This window comes from Roseovarius sp. A46 (assembly GCF_004126395.1).
GTDB classification, from domain to species: domain Bacteria; phylum Pseudomonadota; class Alphaproteobacteria; order Rhodobacterales; family Rhodobacteraceae; genus Roseovarius; species Roseovarius nitratireducens.
The window spans coordinates 138,447-155,464 of sequence record NZ_PVWS01000003.1 but is presented as its reverse complement, the minus strand read 5'-3'; the positions used below and the strand labels follow the sequence as shown (position 1 = coordinate 155,464).

Annotated in this window: 17 protein-coding genes, 1 tRNA gene and 1 pseudogene; 11 read left to right on the top strand and 8 right to left on the bottom strand. The window is 67.5% G+C overall.

Annotated elements, in window-relative coordinates; all coding sequences use genetic code 11:
- The 3 genes and pseudogenes from tuf to C6W92_RS03280 all read left to right on the top strand — a co-directional run.
- Positions 1 to 126: pseudogene (gene tuf, locus C6W92_RS03290) on the top strand (elongation factor Tu); the annotation flags it as partial.
- A gap of 290 nt (positions 127 to 416) precedes the next feature.
- Positions 417 to 1,277 (top strand): MaoC family dehydratase N-terminal domain-containing protein, encoded by an 861-nt coding sequence (locus C6W92_RS03285; protein ID WP_129431631.1) that lies wholly within the window; start codon positions 417 to 419, stop codon positions 1,275 to 1,277.
- Positions 1,274 to 2,512: a CoA transferase gene (locus C6W92_RS03280; RefSeq protein WP_129431630.1), complete on the top strand. Its 1,239-nt coding sequence runs from the start codon at positions 1,274 to 1,276 to the stop codon at positions 2,510 to 2,512. The genes C6W92_RS03285 and C6W92_RS03280 overlap by 4 nt, the downstream gene beginning before the upstream one ends.
- 314 nt (positions 2,513 to 2,826) lie before the next feature.
- Here the strand turns inward: C6W92_RS03280 and C6W92_RS03275 are convergent, their stop codons facing one another.
- The 8 genes from C6W92_RS03275 to C6W92_RS03240 all read right to left on the bottom strand — a co-directional run bounded on the left by C6W92_RS03275 (position 2,827) and on the right by C6W92_RS03240 (position 11,930).
- Positions 2,827 to 3,888 carry a betaine/proline/choline family ABC transporter ATP-binding protein gene (locus tag C6W92_RS03275; RefSeq protein WP_129431629.1) on the bottom strand — a complete coding sequence of 354 codons (1,062 nt, stop codon included), beginning with the start codon at positions 3,886 to 3,888 and terminating at the stop codon, positions 2,827 to 2,829.
- A gap of 14 nt (positions 3,889 to 3,902) precedes the next feature.
- Complete coding sequence (locus tag C6W92_RS03270; protein ID WP_129431628.1) at positions 3,903 to 4,943, bottom strand: ABC transporter permease subunit; 1,041 nt, start codon at positions 4,941 to 4,943, stop codon at positions 3,903 to 3,905.
- Between the two features lie 97 nt (positions 4,944 to 5,040).
- Positions 5,041 to 6,003 (bottom strand): ABC transporter substrate-binding protein, encoded by a 963-nt coding sequence (locus C6W92_RS03265; protein ID WP_129431627.1) that lies wholly within the window; start codon positions 6,001 to 6,003, stop codon positions 5,041 to 5,043.
- A gap of 53 nt (positions 6,004 to 6,056) precedes the next feature.
- The gene (locus tag C6W92_RS03260) at positions 6,057 to 6,770 is read right to left on the bottom strand and encodes a DUF3726 domain-containing protein (RefSeq protein WP_129431626.1); all 714 of its coding nucleotides are present in this window, start codon (positions 6,768 to 6,770) and stop codon (positions 6,057 to 6,059) included.
- Positions 6,770 to 8,425 (bottom strand): hypothetical protein, encoded by a 1,656-nt coding sequence (locus C6W92_RS03255; RefSeq protein WP_129431639.1) that lies wholly within the window; start codon positions 8,423 to 8,425, stop codon positions 6,770 to 6,772. Before C6W92_RS03255 ends, C6W92_RS03260 begins: the two co-directional genes overlap by 1 nt.
- A 20-nt stretch (positions 8,426 to 8,445) precedes the next feature.
- On the bottom strand, positions 8,446 to 9,453 hold the full coding sequence (locus C6W92_RS03250) for a membrane dipeptidase (RefSeq protein WP_129431625.1): 1,008 nt from the start codon (positions 9,451 to 9,453) through the stop codon (positions 8,446 to 8,448).
- Complete coding sequence (locus C6W92_RS03245) at positions 9,450 to 10,901, bottom strand: aldehyde dehydrogenase family protein (RefSeq protein ID WP_129431624.1); 1,452 nt, start codon at positions 10,899 to 10,901, stop codon at positions 9,450 to 9,452. Before C6W92_RS03245 ends, C6W92_RS03250 begins: the two co-directional genes overlap by 4 nt.
- 27 nt (positions 10,902 to 10,928) lie before the next feature.
- On the bottom strand, positions 10,929 to 11,930 hold the full coding sequence (locus tag C6W92_RS03240) for an Ldh family oxidoreductase (protein ID WP_129431623.1): 1,002 nt from the start codon (positions 11,928 to 11,930) through the stop codon (positions 10,929 to 10,931).
- 100 nt (positions 11,931 to 12,030) lie between these two features.
- On the opposite strand from C6W92_RS03240, the gene C6W92_RS03235 reads away from it, so the two are divergent.
- The 8 genes from C6W92_RS03235 to rplA all read left to right on the top strand — a co-directional run bounded on the left by C6W92_RS03235 (position 12,031) and on the right by rplA (position 16,847).
- Positions 12,031 to 12,945, top strand: a complete 915-nt coding sequence (locus tag C6W92_RS03235) for a LysR family transcriptional regulator (protein WP_129431622.1) — start codon at positions 12,031 to 12,033, stop codon at positions 12,943 to 12,945.
- Between the two features lie 15 nt (positions 12,946 to 12,960).
- Positions 12,961 to 13,036, top strand: a tRNA-Trp gene (locus C6W92_RS03230).
- 100 nt (positions 13,037 to 13,136) lie between these two features.
- A complete protein-coding gene (locus C6W92_RS03225) occupies positions 13,137 to 13,844 on the top strand; it encodes an FkbM family methyltransferase (RefSeq protein WP_129431621.1) in 708 nt (235 codons plus the stop codon).
- A 138-nt stretch (positions 13,845 to 13,982) separates the two neighbouring features.
- Positions 13,983 to 14,603 (top strand): hypothetical protein, encoded by a 621-nt coding sequence (locus tag C6W92_RS03220; RefSeq protein WP_129431620.1) that lies wholly within the window; start codon positions 13,983 to 13,985, stop codon positions 14,601 to 14,603.
- A gap of 76 nt (positions 14,604 to 14,679) precedes the next feature.
- Positions 14,680 to 14,877 (top strand): preprotein translocase subunit SecE, encoded by a 198-nt coding sequence (gene secE, locus C6W92_RS03215; RefSeq protein ID WP_129431638.1) that lies wholly within the window; start codon positions 14,680 to 14,682, stop codon positions 14,875 to 14,877.
- 204 nt (positions 14,878 to 15,081) lie between these two features.
- On the top strand, positions 15,082 to 15,615 hold the full coding sequence (nusG, locus tag C6W92_RS03210) for a transcription termination/antitermination protein NusG (protein WP_104017438.1): 534 nt from the start codon (positions 15,082 to 15,084) through the stop codon (positions 15,613 to 15,615).
- A 108-nt stretch (positions 15,616 to 15,723) separates the two neighbouring features.
- A complete protein-coding gene (gene rplK / locus C6W92_RS03205) occupies positions 15,724 to 16,149 on the top strand; it encodes a 50S ribosomal protein L11 (RefSeq protein ID WP_129431619.1) in 426 nt (141 codons plus the stop codon).
- Positions 16,149 to 16,847, top strand: coding sequence for a 50S ribosomal protein L1 (gene rplA, locus C6W92_RS03200; protein ID WP_129431618.1), 699 nt, complete (start codon positions 16,149 to 16,151; stop codon positions 16,845 to 16,847). The genes rplK and rplA overlap by 1 nt, the downstream gene beginning before the upstream one ends.
- Positions 16,848 to 17,018: the final 171 nt, after the last annotated feature.

Genomic DNA, 17,018 nt, shown 5'->3' with positions numbered 1-17,018 from the left:
GGTGACAACCTGAAATTCGCTGTCGAGCTGATCGCCCCCATCGCCATGGAAGACGGCCTGCGCTTCGCCATCCGCGAAGGCGGCCGCACCGTCGGCGCCGGCGTCGTCAGCAAGATCATCGAGTAATTCGCCAAGCCTGGCGAAAGGATTGAAAAGGGCGCCCCCGGGGCGCCCTTTTTGCGTGGCTGGGGCAACATGCCGCGCCCGCTGGCACGCGCGGCAGGCGCGGGCCGCCCGCCGTTATTGGGGCTGTTCTGGCCCGCGTCGGGCCGGGATTGGCCAATGATTTCAACGCCTGTGTGGGATTTCTGCGTGTGCGAAGCCGCTGCTGCATACCGCGGTATCCAGTTAACCATTTGAAATATTGACTTTTTTCCGGGATCGGGCGGGCTTTGCGCCCGGGAGGATCGTCACAGATGAGCGCAGGCGAACATGCTGTCTTTCAAGGGCGCACCGAGAAGAAGTCGGGCAGCATCACGCCGGTGCAGGCCGCGCAGTTGCACGCGACGCTGGGGGATGCCGACCGCCCCGCGCCGGGGCCGGGAGAAGACATGCCGCCGCTGTGGCATTGGTGCGCGTTCGTGCCGACCGTGCCGTTGGAGGAGCTGGGGCGCGACGGTCATCCGAAGCTGGGCGGCTTCCTGCCTGCCGTCCCCCTGCAACGGCGCATGTGGGCAAGTGCCGACCTGCGATTCCTGCGGCCCTTGCATGTCGGCGAGACGATGACCCGGCACACGGTCATTCGCAGCGTCGAGGAGAAGGCTGGCGCTGCGGGTCCGATGGTGCTGGTTACCGTGGCGCACGAGGTGCATGGCAACGATGGACTCGCGATCGAGGAGGAGCAGACCATCGTCTATCTCGACATCCCCGACCGCTATAGTCCGCCGCGCAAGCGCCCGATGCCCGATGCCCCGCTCCTGCACGAGACGCGTGGGCTGAGCGAGGTGCTGCTATTTCGCTATTCGGCGGTGACCTTCAACGCGCATCGCATTCATATCGATCTGCCCTATGCGCAAGAGGTGGAGCGCTATCCCGGTCTCGTGGTGCACGGGCCGTTGCAGGCCACATGGCTGATCCAGGCGGCGAAACGGGTGCGCGGCACCTGGCCTGCCGGTTTTTCGTTTCGCGGGGTGCATCCGATGCTGCTGGTGCGCGGCGAAAGTCCGCGGGTGGATATCATGGCCGAGCCGCGTGAGGCGGGCGGGCTCGCGCTCTATGCCGGGCAGGACGGCCATCAATGCACGCAGGCCACGGCGCGCTGGGAGGAGACGGCATGAGCGGGGTACTGAACGCAATGCGCGTGGTCGAGGGATCGGCCTTTGTCGCGGTGCCGCTGGCGGGTATGACGCTGGCGCAGATGGGGGCCGAGGTGATCCGCTTCGACCGGATCGGCGGCGGTCTCGATGCCGGGCGGTGGCCGCTGGCGCCAAGCGGGCAGAGCCTGTTCTGGGCCGGGCTCAACAAGGGCAAGAAGTCCATCGCCGTGGACATGCAGCGGCCCGAGGGGCGCGAGCTTGTGACAAGGATCATCACGGCGCCGGGCGGGGATGCGGGGATGTTCCTGACCAACCTGCGGGTGCGCGGATGGATGGATTACGAGACGCTGTCGCAGTACCGTGCCGACCTCGTCATGGTGACGCTGATGGGCGATCGGCGCGGGCGGCCGCAGGTGGATTACACGGTCAATCCGTCGCTCGGCGTGCCGGACATGACCGGCCCGGTCGGCTGGACCGACCCGGTGGCCCACGCGATGCCCGCCTGGGATGTGGCGGCGGGGCATCTGGTGGTGTCGTCGCTTCTGGCGGCAGAGCGCGAGCGGCTGCGGCGCGGGCGCGGGCAAGAGGTGGAACTGTCGCTCAAGGACGTGGCGGCGGCAACCATCGGGCATCTCGGGCTGATCGGCGACGCGGCTGTGAACGGGTGTGACCGACCCAAGGCGGGTAACGCGCTCTACGGGGCTTACGGGCAGGATTTTGTCTGCGGTTGCGGGCGGCGGGTGATGGTGATCGGGCTGACGTCGCGGCAGTGGCGCGGGCTGGTCAAGGCCACGGGCAGCGAGGCGGCGATGGCGGCACTGGCCGAGCGGACGGGGCGCGACCTGTCTGACGAGGGCGCACGGTGGGAGACGCGCGCCGAGATCACCGCGATCCTTCGCCCGTGGTTCGCCGCGCGAAGGGTGGACGATTTTGCCGACGATTTCGATGCGGCTGGGCTGACTTGGTCGGTGTTCCGCACGGTGCGCGAGGCGCTCGACGAGGATGCGGACCTCGGGCCGGAGAACCCGATGTTCTCGGTGCTCGATCAGCCGGGTTTGGGGCGGTTCCCGGTGCCGAGGCACCCGGCGGCGTTTTCCGCGCACGCGCGCGCCGCGCCTGCGCCTGCGCCCGCGCTCGGGGCCGATACCGAGGCGGTGCTGGGCGACGTGGTGGGGATGTGCGAGACCGAGATCGCGCAACTCTTCGACAATGGCGTGGTGCAGAGCCCGCGTTACTCGGCGGCGGCGGCGGGGTGAGGGCAGGGGTTGGCCTGGAACTGCCATACGCATCGTGCACCCGCGCAGGACAAGGCGCGTTTACGCGCCGCCGCGCAGCGCCCGACCGCCCCGTCGCACCGGAGGTGCGCCGATATCGGCGGCACGCCTCTGGCGTGACGGGCGGGCGCTTCTGCAACGGTGCAAATAGCGGTGATTTCCGAAGTATATTGCACCATAAATCGCACAGCACGAGCCAAACTGCGCCCACCCGGCGGTCGGGCGCAGCGCAGCTCATCGTGAAATGCCCAACGACGGTTCCAGGCTATTCTCGCCCGTCGCCCGTACACCCCCCGTCACACCGCTCGGGCGCGCATGCCGTCATCGGCGGCGCTGGTGGGGACAAGCGCGCGCACGAGGTCCTGCATGTCGAGAACGCCGACCTGCCGACCCTCGCGCATGACCCGGTAGCTGAGGCCGGTATCCCCGCCCGAGACCGCGATCACCGATTCCAGGGTGTCGTCGGGGTCCACCTCTCCGGCGAACGGCCCCTCGTCCGTCGCGTCCTTGGTCATGACCGAGCGCACGCGCAGCACGCGCGCGCGGTTGATGTCGCTGATGAAGTCCACGATGTAGGGGTCGTTGGGGTGTAGCAGTATCTCCTGCGGTTCGCCCTGCTGGACCACGCGGCCATCCTTGAGGATGACGAGGTGATCGGCGAGTTTCAGCGCCTCGTCGAGATCGTGGCTGATGAATACCACGGTTTTTTGCAACTCTGCCTGCAACTCGAGCAGGAGATCCTGCATGTCGGTGCGGATAAGCGGGTCGAGCGCCGAGAACGCCTCGTCCATCAGCATGATGGGCGAGTCGGAGGCCAGCGCACGGGCGATACCAACGCGCTGTTGCATCCCCCCCGAGAGCTGGTGCGGATACTGCCCGCCCTGGCCGCCAAGGCCCACGCGATCGAGCCACTTGAGCGCGTCGTCCTGGTAGTCGGCCCGGCTCTCGCCGCGCACGGCGCGGGCCATGCCGGTGTTTTCCAGCACGGTGCGGTGCGGCAGGAGTGCGAAATGCTGGAACACCATCGACATCTGCTGACGCCGCAGCCGTCGCATGTTGCGCTCGTCATAGGCGAGCACGTCCTCGCCATCCAGGAGGATCTGGCCCGCGGTCGGCTCGATCAGCCTGTTGAGGTGGCGGATGAGGGTCGATTTGCCCGAGCCCGACAGCCCCATGATGACGGTGATCTCGCCGTCCTGCATGTCGACATTGATGTCCTGAAGGCCCAGAACGTGGCCGTGCTTTTCCCACAGCTCCGGCTTGCCCACGCCCGCGTGGACATGCTCGAGCGCGCGCGCCGGATCGGGGCCGAAGATCTTGTAGAGATTGCGGATCGAGAGCTTGACGTGTTTTTCCATCGGTGCGGCCCCGTTCATGAGTTTCTCTGCACGGCACTTGCGGCATTGACGCGGGCCAGCGCCGCCTTGGTCACCCGGTCAAGGATCACTGCCAGAAGCACGATGCCCAGACCGGCGATGAGGCCCACCCCCAGCTCAAGGTTGCGGATGCCGCGCAGGACCAGCACACCGAGCCCCGGTGCCGATACGAGCGAGGCGATGACCACCATGGCGAGGCTCATCATGATGGTCTGGTTTACCCCTGCCATGATGTTGGGCAGCGCGAGCGGGATCTGCACCCCGTAAAGCTTTTGCCGTTTGGTCATGCCAAAGGCGTCGGCGGCCTCGATCACTTCCTTGTCCACAAGCCGGATGCCGAGATCGGTCAGGCGGATGACCGGCACGATGGCGTAGAGGATGATCGCGATGCCGTAGAGCTTGGGTTCGGTGACCGAGAAGAGGAAGATCAGGGGAATGAGATAGACGAAGGGCGGCAGCGTCTGGAGCATGTCCAGAACCGGGATCGTCAGGCGCTGCATCGTGTCGCTGCGCGACATGGCGATGCCTATGGGCACGCCGAATAGCACGCAAAGGAAGGCGCAGACGAATATGATCGCCAGCGTCTGCATGGCGAAATTGTAGTGGTCGATGAACGCGAGGAAGAGGATCGAGAAGGCCACGAAACCGACGAGTTTCAGCGATTTCGAGGCGAAATAGACGACCGCGAGCAAGAGCGGGATCATGATGAACCACGGTGTGTTCTGGAACGTGTAGAGTGCGCCCTCCAGGAACCAGCTCAGTGGTTGGGTGATCGGGTCGAGCACGACCTTGAGCGAATCCTTGATGTCGAGAAAGCCGGTCTCGACGCCCTTGGTCACGTCGCGGGTGCGGGCGATGGCCGGGCAGGCCTTGTTGAGCGCGTCGAGAGAGGGGAAGGGTAGTTTCCAGATGGAGGTACCCGCGCCCCCGCCCCCCTGCGCCAGCAGTTCGGCCATGCTCATCGGGGCGTCGGAGGCGTCCTTGTCGCACCATTCCCGCAGGCCAAGCCCGTCGAAGATGAAATCATATGTCGCCATTGTCCGGCTCTCCCTGCGCAGGCCCTTGGCGGGCCTTGTCCTGTTTGTTGGGCGGGCGGGGCCGCGCGCGTGGCACGGCCCCGCCCGGGGGTATCGATCACTTGATGATGCCGCTCAGCTTCTCGCCGGCCTCGTCGTTCACCCAGCCCATCCAGGTGTCCTTGTTCTGGGTCAGGTAGTAGACGGCGGCCTCTTCGGCGGAGGCGCTGTTATCCGCCTGCCATGCCAGCAGGTTGCTCAGCTCCTGGGTGCCGAAGGAGATGTTGCTGACCAGGTCGAAGATCTCGGGGTTGCGCTCGGCGAAATCCGAGGTGACGACGGTCAGAACCGGTGCCGCCGGGTAGGCCGACTTGCCCGGATTGTCGCAATCCTGCGTCTGGTTGCAGGCGTGCACTTCGGGGATATGCGGCCCCATGTCCACGGCCACCATGTTGTAGCGGCCCAGCACGGCGGTCGGACCCCAGTAATAGCCGAACCACGGTTCCTTGTTCTCGTAGGCCGAGGCCATCGCGGCGGGCAGCGTGTCGCCAGAGCCGTGGTTGAACACCTCGATGCCGTGGCCCTCGAAGTCGAACGCCTTGACGAGGTTGTCATTGGCGATCCGGCAGCCCCAGCCGTCGGGGCAGTTGTGGAAACGCCCACCGACCAGTTCGGGGTTGGCCAGAATGCCTTCGATGGTGGCGAGTTCCGGGTGCTCCTCCACGAGGTAGTCGGGCACCCACCAGTTCTCGCTGCCGCCTTCGGAGAAGACATCGGCGGCCTTGAGCACCTTGCCCTCTTCGTTGAGCTTGAAGTAGGCTGGGGCCGAGTTGACCCACAGTTCGGGCACCACGTCGGGCTCGTTGTTCTCGGCCAGCGAGGTGATGGCGGTGGTGGTGGCCGAGGGCACGAGCGTCACGTCGCAGCCATAGCCCTGGACCATCAGGAACTCGGTGATCTTGGTGATGATCGAGCCGGAGGCCCAGTTCATTTCCGCCACGGAGACCTCGCCGCATTCGGCATGGGCCGCGACCGGCGCGGTCAGCGCGCCAAAGGCCAGTGCAAGTGTCAGTTTTCTCATGGTCTTACTCCCTGTTGAGTGGGTTGGTTGATGGTCGATCGTCGGAATGCGGGTCAATCATTGTCATCCCCCGCGGCACCTGCCCCGGCACGCGATTGCGGCGAGGGCGGAACGGTGATGCGCAGCGCCAGGGCGTCGAGCGCCTGCCAGTCCCCGAGGGCGACGGCCGTGACGGTCGCGGCCTCGTGGCGCGTGGCGCCCGGCGTGGCCGGATCATGTTTGGGCGCGATGGTGATGACTGTCGCCTCGCGGTGGTCTCGCTCCGGCATGGCGAAAGCCGACATGCGGCCCGCTGCGTCGAGCAGTACCTCGACATCAGCCCAACCGATCGAGAGCCCGAGGTCAAGCCGCCCGGCCGCCTGCGCCACGAAGGGCAGGGTGACGAGCGGGTGCGCCACACGCTCCACGATCAGGGCCCCGTCCCCCGGTCCCTCGGGCAACCCGGCGAAATCGGCGAGGGCTGCGCCGGTGCGCAGGGGGCAGTGGGCGTGCGCCCGCGCGGCCCAGCGATCGGGGGACGGGGCCGGGCGGGCCAGCGTGGCCGCGTCTGCGAGCCATCCGAGGATGATCTTCGGCCCGGCAAGCCCTGCGCGCGACAGCCACGCGGCGGCCCATCCGGCCTCCTCTGCCTCGCCCCAGCCGAGCCCCGCGCCGCGCGCCGCCTTGAAGCACAGCGCGTTGATCTCCGACAGCGACAGGCGCACCGTCGCGGCCTGATGCCCGTCCGGGGCGGAGGCGCTGCGCGTGGGATCGTTGGGCGGCAGCATCACGGTGCGTCCTCCCGGTGCAGATCGCCGGGGTAGGGCGCGTCCTGGAACAGGCTGATGCGCACCCAGCGGTCCGAGCGCGGATCGAACCGCGTCGCGCCGAAGAACGCCAGCTTGCAGCGCAGAAGGTCAATGGGCAGCATGTCCGCCGCGATCAGGTTGTCGCGGATCTCGGCGAAGGGGTGGCGCGCGGCGATCTGTGCGCGGCGCGTGATGAGGCGGTGTTCGGGGTGGACGAGCAGCAGGCGTGCGACGGGCGTGTCATCGGCCTCGTCGCGCAGGGCGTGCCAGAGCGCGGCGGCCTGCCGCCCGGTGTCGAGCGGCAACTCGCGGTTTGCGCCATCCTCGGTGCGCCGTTCGCCAAGGCGCGGTTCCAGCTTTTCCTCAGAGATGTACCAGAAGCGGGCGCAGTGCGCTGGATCGCTGTAATCGGTGTGGATAGCCCAGTCGTAATGCTCTTGCAGGATGGCGCGCAGATCGGAGACGGGCATGGTGCCGTCGATGCCGAAATGCGCCTCCTCGTCGGCCTGCATACACCCGCCCAGCCCGTCGATCAGGTCGCCATGCGGCTCCAGCATCGCCGCGAGCAGCGCCTCCTGTGCCTCCATCGGCAGGTGCGCTTGCGCCCAGCGCCAGAGCGTGTCCCAGGGGTGGGCGGCGGCAGTGTCCCATTCGGTTGCGACGAATGTCTCCAGCCGCGCCAAGCCGCCCTGCAGATCGCCGAGCTTGGTTTGCTGAATGGGGTGCGCGCTCTGCCAGTCGGTGGCGTTTTGCACCGCCGCCGCGAGCGCCGTGTGAAAGCCGGCAAGTGTCGCCGCGTCCGCAGTCTCTTGCGCGCGCACGCGGGCCAGCGCCTCCTCGCGGGCCATCATCCAGTTATTGAGCAGCACCGGGTGCCGCACGAGGAAGGGGGCCATGCCGAGGCCGGTGGAATTGCCCACCCCCAGCCCCCGGCGCAGGTCGGGGCGCAGGCGCACTGCGCGGTCGCCGCCGCGGGCGCGGGCCAGGTGCTCGACCAGGTCGATGGTAAAGGCGCGGGTCAGCCAGACCGACAGCATCTCGGCCTGGAACGGGGCCGAGAGCGCGGGGCGCCCGGCGATCATCGCGCGGTCGGCAGCGCCGAACTTGCCCGAGCCGTAGACGGCGGTGGTGCGCATCAGATAGCCGGTCTCGCGCAGCATCCGCTCGTCGGGCTGCTGGCCCGTGGCCAGCCGCTCGACCACATGGTTGAAGAGCCGAACCGACCGGTTCGCGCGGCTGAGCGACAGCTCGCGGGGCGTGACGCGCCCGGCCTCCTGCAGCGGCACGTTGGCCGCGAGCCGGTCGAGATCAGCCGCATCCGGTGTGCCGTCGAACAGCGCGAAGGTCGCGTCCCAAGCGGTGGCGATCACACGGTCGGAGCGTTGGTCGGCGGGCAGGTCGTGGCCAAAGGCCACGAGGCTGAGGCTGCCGCCCGGAGTGCGCATCCGGTAGACGGCGCGACCCACGCCGCGCGCGTCCATGTCCCATACGGGGCGGTCGAACATCCAGCCCTCGGCCTCGATCCGGCGCAGCAATTGGCGCAGGAACGACAGCCGCGTGGGGTGGCTGCATCCCATCCGGTCGAGGCGCATGACCTGCGCGGGGGAGCGCCGGAACGCCGCCGCCTGCGGCATGGGGTTGCGGCGCTCGCAACTCACTGCGCGGCCTCCCTGTGGCGGGGGGCGAGGCTGCCGAAGCTCTCGGCGAAGAAGCGTGCCCAGTTGCCGCCCATGATGCCCGTCACCTCCGTCTCGCTCATGCCGGTGGCGCGCAGCCCTTGGGCGATTTGCCCGAAATCGCGATTGTCGCGGAACCAGGCAGGCATCGGCGGAAAGCCGGGATTGTCGGCGCTGCCCTCGCCGAAGTCGCGGCGTTTCGTCCAGCGGCCCGCGCGCATCCAGTCCACCACGCTGTCGGGTTGATCCTGGCACAGGTCCGACCCGATGCCGACGCGGTCGGTGCCCATCCGCTCGGCGGTGCGCGCGACCATCTCGCAAAACTCCGCGAGCGTGCAGTCGCCGCCGCCCTTGAGGTGATGGGGGTAGAGCGAAAAGCCTAGCATCCCGCCGCTTTGCGCCAGCGCGTCGAGCACGCGGTCGGGTTTGTTGCGCAGGGCGGGATGCCAGCTTGCGGGGTTGGCGTGGGTGATGGCGATGGGGCGGGTGGAGTGCTCGATGGCCTCAATCGTGGAGCGGTCGCCGGAATGGCTCATGTCCACGACAAGCCCGACGCGGTTCATCTCGGTCACCACCTCGCGGCCCATGCGGGTGAGGCCGGTATCCTCGGCCTCGTAGCATCCCGTCGCCAGAAGCGACTGGTTGTTATAGGTCAGTTGCATGAAGCGCAGGCCCAGCCGGTGCAGCACCTCGACAAGGCCGATATCGTCCTCCATGCAGGAGGGATTCTGCGAGCCGAAGAAAATCGCGGTGCGATTGGTCGCTTGGGCCAGCGCGATGTCATCGGCGGTGAAGCCCTGGAAGATCAGGTCGGGGTAGCGCTCGAACCAGCGGTTCCACGCCTCGATGTTGAGCACCGTTTCGCGGAAATTCTCGTGGTACGTGATGGTGACATGCACCGCATCGACATTGCCCGCGCGCATCTGGCGAAAGATTGTCTCTGACCAGTTGGCATATTGCAGGGCGTCGATGCGGGGCGGTGTCATGCGGGCACCCCCGAATGGATGTAGGACGTCTTGACCGTGGTGTAGAATTCCTCGGCGTAGCGGCCCTGTTCGCGGGGGCCATAGCTCGACGCGCCGCGCCCGCCGAAGGGGACGTGGTAATCGGTGCCGGCGGTCGGCAGGTTGACCATCACGCAGCCCGCGCGCGCGTTGCGGCGGAAATGCGTGGCGCGGGCGAGCGAGCGGGTCATGATCCCCGCGGTCAGGCCGAATTCGGTGTCGTTGGCCATTTGCAGGGCCTCGTCATAGCTGCCTGCCTTGAGGATGCAGGTGACGGGCGCGAACATTTCCTCGCGGTTGATACGCATGGCGTTGTCGGTGCCCGCGAACACGGCGGGGGCCATGTAATAGCCGTCGGTCGGGCGCTCCAGCCGCGTACCGCCGCAGAGAAGCTCTGCGCCCTCGGATTGGCCCAGCTTGATGTAATCGAGATTGCCGCTGAGTTGCCCCTCGCTGACGACCGGGCCGATCTGCGTGCCCTCCTCGAGCGCGTGACCGACCTTGAGCGCCTGCGTGGCGGCGGTGAGTTTCTCGACGAAGGCGTCATGGATGCCGTCCTGCACGATCAGCCGCGATGCGGCGGTGCATTTCTGCCCGGTGCCGCCAAAGGCCGCGTTCGCCGCATGCGCCACCGCCAGATCGAGATCGCAATCATCGCAGATCACCATCGGGTTCTTGGAGCCCATTTCCATCTGGATTTTCGTCATGTTGACCATCGCCGCCGCGGCGATACCGCGCCCCACCGGGACCGATCCGGTAAAGCTGATGGCGTCGACGCCTCGGCTCTCGACCAAGCGCTGCCCCACCTCGCGCCCCGGCCCCATCACGAGGTTGAACAGCCCCCCGGGCAGGTCCTGCCGCGCGATGATCTCTGTCAGTGCCACGGCGCTGGCGGGTGTCTGGTTGGCGGGTTTCCAGATCACGGCGTTGCCGAAGGCCAAGGCGGGTGCGATCTTCCACGCGGGGGTGGCGATGGGGAAATTCCACGGGCTGATGATCGCCACCACGCCCACCGGCTCGCGGCGCACGTCGATCTCGATATCCGGGCGCACGCTATCGGCGGTGTCGCCCAGTTGGCGGAGCGCCTCGGCGGCGAAATAGGTGAAGAACTGCCCGGCGCGATAGGTCTCGCCCTTGCCCTCGGCCAGCGGCTTGCCCTCTTCGCGGGCGATCATGGCCCCGATTTCCCCGGCGCGGGCCATCAGCTCGGTGCCGATGGCCATGAGCACGTCGTGGCGTTTCTGCGGGCCGGTGGCGCCCCATTGGGCCTGTGCCTTGCGGGCCGCAGCAAGTGCGGCGTCGAGCTGCGCCGCGTCGGCCTGCGCGTAGTGGCCGATCATGTCCGAAAGGTCGGACGGGTTGCGATTCTCGACGGTGCCTGCGCCGTCCTGCCAGTCGCCTGCGATGAAATTGCGGGTCTCGTTGGTCATGCTCGTCCTTTTGGTTGTCGCGGGGCCTCAGGCCGCCGCGATCCGGTCCAGTAGCTCTTGGGGTACGGCGACGCCCTCGGTCTCGATGCGGGCGCGGTTGGCGGCGCGGCGGGCGCCGGGCAGGCGGGCGCCATCTTGTTCGGCGATGCTTTGGGCCAGCCGCGCCATGGCGGGGCCGAAGGCGTCGCCGGAGAATGCCGCCGGGTCCACCGCGATGAAGAATTGCCCGGTGCCGGGCGGCCCGCCCTTGGGGCCGGAGAAGGGGCTGGCGTCGAGGCCGAGATTGCCGCCGGAGAGGGCGGCGGCGAAGATCTCGACCATCAGCCCCGCGCCGAAGCCTTTTTGCCCGCCCGCGGGGCGCATCGATCCCGCGAGCGCGGCCTCGGCGTCCTCGGTCGGGTTGCCGCTCGAGTCGAGCGCCCAGCCCGGCTCGATCGGCTCGCCCTGGCGCGCGCGCAGCACGATCTCGGATTTCGCGATGGCGCTGGCGGACTGGTCGATGACCAGCCGTGCGCCGCCCGCATCGTCGGGCACGGCGAGCGCGAAGGGGTTGGTGCCGATCACCGGGCGGTGGCCGCCGGTGGGGGCCATCGAGGCGGGGGCGTTAGTGAAACAGAGGCCCACCAGCCCGTCCCCGGCCAGCCGCTCGGCATGGTGGCCCAGCACGCCGCAATTGTAGGAGCGGTGCACGGACATCGCCGCGATGCCCTGATCGCGGGCGGCAGCGGTGCAGGCGGGCCAGCCCGCGTCGATGGCGGCATGGGCAAAGCCGTGCGCGGCATCGACCCGCACCGCGCCGGGGCGGGGCTGTGTGAGCTGTGGCTCGGCGTCGCCCAGAACCTTGCCGCAGCGCAGATGCTCGGCATAGACGGGTACGTACATGAGGCCGTGGCTGCGGATGCCGTCGCGTTCGGCGAGCCGGGTGGAGCGCGCGACCGGGGCCGCCTGCGCGGGTGAGGCTCCGGCGCGCAGAAGTGCGTCGCGCGCCAGGGTTTCGATGGTGTCGAGATCCAGATGCTGTGCCGTCACGCGGGCCCCCCTTTGCAACGACCCGAGAGTGTGGAGGAGGAGAGATAAGGTCAATCGAATTTAACTTGAATGAACTTCAGTTAATCTGAAATATGGGCGTATGATCGGCATCACCTCCCTGCGCGTTTTCGTGCATGTCGCGGATTGCGGCAATATCCGCGACGCGGCGGCGCGGCTTTATCGCACGCCCTCGGCGGTCTCGATGACGCTCAAGAGCCTTGAGCAGGACCTCGGCGCGCCGCTGTTCGAGAGCGACCGCAAGAATCGGCTGACCGCGCTGGGCGCGGAGGTGCGGGGGATCGCGGCCGAGATGCTGCGCGAGCACGACCGCGCGCTGGAGCGGATCGAGGCGGTGGCAACGGGACGGCAGGGGCGGCTGCAACTGGCGTCGGTGCCCTCGGTTGCCGCCGAACTGCTGCCGGGGCTTCTGGCGGAGTTTCTCGATGCGCGGCCCGGCGTGACGATCGAACTGGTCGATACCGACAGCCGCAGCGTGCACGCGATGGTCGCGGATGGCACGGTCGAGCTGGGCATCGCGGGTGTGGCGGCCCCCGCTGCGGGGCTGAGCTTTGCGCCGCTGTTTCGCGATCCGTTCCGGCTGGTTTGCCGGCGGGGTCACAAGCTGGCGGCGCGGGCGCACCCGTTGGGCTGGACCGAGCTTGCGGGGGAGCGGATCATCGGCAACAACGCCGCGGCGGCGATCGTGGCGGACGAGTACCGGGCGCTGGTCGCCGCTTCGACGCTGCGGGCGCGCAACGTCATTTCGCTCTTGGCGCTGGTGCGGGCGGGGGCGGGGGTGACGCTCTTGCCGCAGCTGGCCACGGTGTCGCTGACGCCGGACCTGGTGGCGCTGCCGCTGGCGGATTCGGCGGCCGAGCGCGAGGTGGGCGTGGTGCTGCGGGAGGGGCGCAGCCCGAGCCCGGTCTGCCGCGCCTTTCTCGGCGGTCTGACCGAGGCCTGCCGCGCCCCGATTTCCGCCGCGCGCCCGCTTGACGGAGCGGACGAAAGACAATAACACCGCCGCCACGATAGGGGTATAGCTCAGCTGGTAGAGCGACGGTCTCCAAAACCGTAGGTCGCGGGTTCGAACCCTGCTGCCCCTGCCATTTCCTCCCGCTCTCGCATTTCGCCGCGCTACGGCTGCGCTGGCTTGTGCGCGCGGGGCCGATTGGCTAAACGGCCCGTATTCTCATCCCGGGGCCGCCCATGAAACAACTGTTGAAGCGCGCCATTCCCCATTCTTTGCGGCGGCGTGTCCACGAGGGCAAGCGCACCCACATGCGCGCGGCGATGAAGCGGATCGCGGGGCGCGGCGGGCTCGACATCGGGACGGTGATCGACGTGGGGGCCTCTGACGGGCGCTGGTCGGCGCAGGCGATGGAGTATTTGCCTCCCTGCGATTACGTGCTGGTCGAAGCCAACCCGCACCATCGTCCGGCGCTGGAGTCGTTCTGCGCCACCCATCCGCGCACCCGTTTTGTTATGGCGGCGGCAAGCGACCGGGCGGGCATGGTGCGCTTCAACGCCGACGACCCGTTCGGCGGCAAGGCCGAACCCGGCGAGGGGCAGGCGGCGCTCGAGGTCGAGGCGGTGCGGCTTGACGACGTGGTGAGCGCGGGTGACGGGCCGTTTGCGATCAAGCTCGACACGCATGGCTACGAGGTGCCGATCCTCGAGGGGGCCGAGCGGTGCCTGAAAGAGGCCGCGCTGGTCATCATCGAGACCTACGGCTTTCGCATCGCGCCCGAGGCGCTGCTGTTTCACGAGATGGTCGCCCTGATGCGCGAGCGCGGCTTCGGTGTGGCCGACATGTCTGATCCGCTGTGGCGGCCCGGCGACCGGATGTTCTGGCAGGTGGACCTGTATTTCCTGCCGCTGACGCGCCCGGAATTCGCGCGCGCGACCTATGCCTGAGACCGCCGCGGACCGGCCCACGATCATGGAGAATACGTCTAAACTGTGGTGAAAATGCGAATCTCCACAGTTTTGACCCGAGTTTGCCACGTTTGTGCCACATTTGCGCCCCATCCACGCCACCAATCGGCATGGGCCTTGCGCTATATGCCGATCCGCGTGGGGGCGTGGAACGGGATGAAGAGTGCTGCCGTCATGACATATCGCATGGAATCGGGGACCGCCCCTGCCGACCATTTCGCTGCCGGTCTCGAGGAATACGAGGGCCGGACGCCCGAGGACGCGGCGACCACGGAGATCGCCGTGCGCAACGCCATGCACACCATCGAAAAGCTGATGCGCGAGGACCGCAAGCGCCGCGTGCGTGCGGGGCTGCCCGAACTCGTGCTGCCCGACGAGATCGCGGCGGAGCAGCAGGCGCACGGGCACGGGAGGCGCGGAACGGGCGGCGCGCGCGGTGCGTTGGCGCGGCTGTGGTCGTGGCGGCCTGGCGCGGTGCACGCGGCGTGGGGCACGGCCTTTGTGGTGGTGCTCGCGTGGCCGAAGGGGGTGCTCGTCGCGCTGTTCGCGGCGTTCGTGATCGGCCTGGCCTGCGTGGCGCTGTTCGGCCCCGAGATCCTCGAACGAACGCGGAAACGCGCGGCGCGGCTCTTTGCGCGGCGCGACGATGGACGTGGCGCGCGCGGGGACACCGATGAAGAAGAGATGCCCGAGGCGCGTCCCGATCCGTTCGACCGGCTGCACGACCTGCGCGGCTGAGGCGGTGCTCTGCCCTTGAACTCGGCGCGTGGCCCGCGTATGTCCCGCCATGACGATTTCAGGAAAGACCGTGCAGATGGCTCAAACCAACCCGCTCCAGTTCATTCAGCAGGTCCGCTCGGAAGTGGCCAAGGTGGTCTGGCCCACCCGGCGCGAGGTGCTTCTGACCACTGTGATGGTGTTCATCATGGCGACGCTGACGGCGATTTTCTTCGCGCTGGTCGATCTGGCGATCCGCGGCGGGTTGCAGGGCATTCTGGGGATATTCGGGTGAGCGATCGTCGCGAGGGGCGTGTCGGCGGCGAGAAAGGCCTTGAAATCAGCACGAAACGGGGATAGTTCGCCCCACACTCCGGATGTTGGCGCGCGGCGATTCGTGTTGCGCGCCGCTTTTCATTGTGGGGATGGCGGCTGCAGCCGCTTGAAAGTTCAAGGAAACACGGCGCGAAGCCGGTGAATACAAGGGCATGGATCGGCGATGGCAAAGCGGTGGTACTCGGTGAGCGTTCTCTCGAATTTCGAGAAGAAGATCGCCGAGCAGATCAGGCAATCGGTCGCCGATACCGGTCTCGAGGACGAGATCGACGAGGTTCTGGTACCCACAGAGGAAGTGATCGAGATCCGCCGCGGCAAGAAGGTCACCGCCGAGCGGCGATTCATGCCCGGCTACGTGCTGGTGCACATGGAGATGTCGGACCGGGGCTATCACCTGATCAACTCGATCAACCGGGTTACGGGCTTTCTGGGGCCGCAAGGGCGCCCGATGCCGATGCGCGATGCCGAGGTGAACGCGATCCTCAACCGCGTTCAGGAAGGCGAGGAGAGCCCGCGCACGCTGATCCATTTCGAGATCGGCGAGAGGGTCAAGGTCAACGACGGCCCGTTCGAGGATTTCGACGGGATGGTCGAGGCCGTGGACGACGACAACCAGCGTCTGAAGGTGTCGGTGTCGATCTTTGGCCGGGAGACGCCGGTCGAACTGGAATTCACGCAGGTCACCAAGCAGACCTGACGATGTGAGCCGTGGGAGGCGAGGCGGCCGCGGCCGCCGGACCGGACCACACAACGCAAGAGCCGGAGGGGCGCGCCCCGACGGTGTTGGAAGCGAAGGAGAGGCCATATGGCCAAGAAACTGATCGGGAAGCTCAAGCTGCAGGTGAAAGCCGGGCAAGCCAATCCCAGCCCGCCCGTCGGCCCGGCACTGGGCCAGCGCGGCATCAATATCATGGAATTCTGCAAGGCGTTCAACGCGCGTACCGCGGAAATGGAGCCCGGCGCACCATGCCCGACGGTGATTTCCTATTACCAGGACAAGTCGTTCGACATGGAGATCAAGACGCCGCCGGCGTCGCATTATCTCAAGCAGGCGGCGAAGCTGAAATCCGGCGGCAAGACCCCGGGCCGTGCCACCGCGGGCACCGTGAGCACCAAGCAGGTGCGCGAGATCGCCGAAGCCAAGATGCAGGATCTCAACGCAAATTCTGTCGAGGCGGCCATGCAGATCATTCTGGGCAGCGCGCGCTCCATGGGCATCGAGGTGAAGTGATGGCAAAGCTTGGAAAACGGACCCGCGCGCTGCGCGAAGCTGCCGCTGGCAAGGACAATCTCAGCGTCGAGGACGCGGTCGCTCTCATCAAGGGCAACGCCACCGCGAAATTCGACGAAACGGTTGAAATCTCGCTGAACCTGGGCGTCGACCCGCGCCACGCGGACCAGATGGTTCGCGGCGTTGTGGGCTTGCCCAACGGCACCGGCAAGACGGTGCGCGTGGCGGTCTTTGCCCGTGGGGCCAAGGCCGAGGAAGCACAGGCCGCGGGCGCCGACATCGTGGGTGCCGAGGACCTGATGGAAACCATCCAGGGTGGCACGATCGAGTTTGACCGCTGCATCGCCACGCCTGACATGATGCCCGTCGTGGGCCGTCTGGGCAAGGTGCTGGGCCCGCGCAACCTGATGCCGAACCCCAAGGTCGGCACGGTGACGATGGACGTGGCGCAGGCCGTCAAGGACGCCAAGGGCGGACAGGTGCAGTTCAAGGCCGAGAAGGCCGGTGTGGTGCACGCGGGCGTCGGCAAGGCGTCGTTCGACGCCGAGAAGCTGGCCGAGAACGTGCGCGCCTTTGTCTCTGCCGTGCAGAAGGCCAAGCCGGCGGGGGCCAAGGGCACCTACGTGAAGAAGATCTCGCTGTCGTCCACGATGGGCGCGGGCGTGTCGATCGACATCAACAGCGCCGCTGTTGAGTAAGAATTCGCGCCCGGATCGGTGATCCGGGCCGAATGGCGGGGCCGTATCCCGGCCCTGTCCTGTCCGAGACGGAGGGTTCATCGCAGCCGCGGTGAATAAATCCTTCCCGAGATGGGGAACGAGATGAGATTTCCGGCGGCGGCATTCGCTCTCGGGTGATCTTGGCCTCGG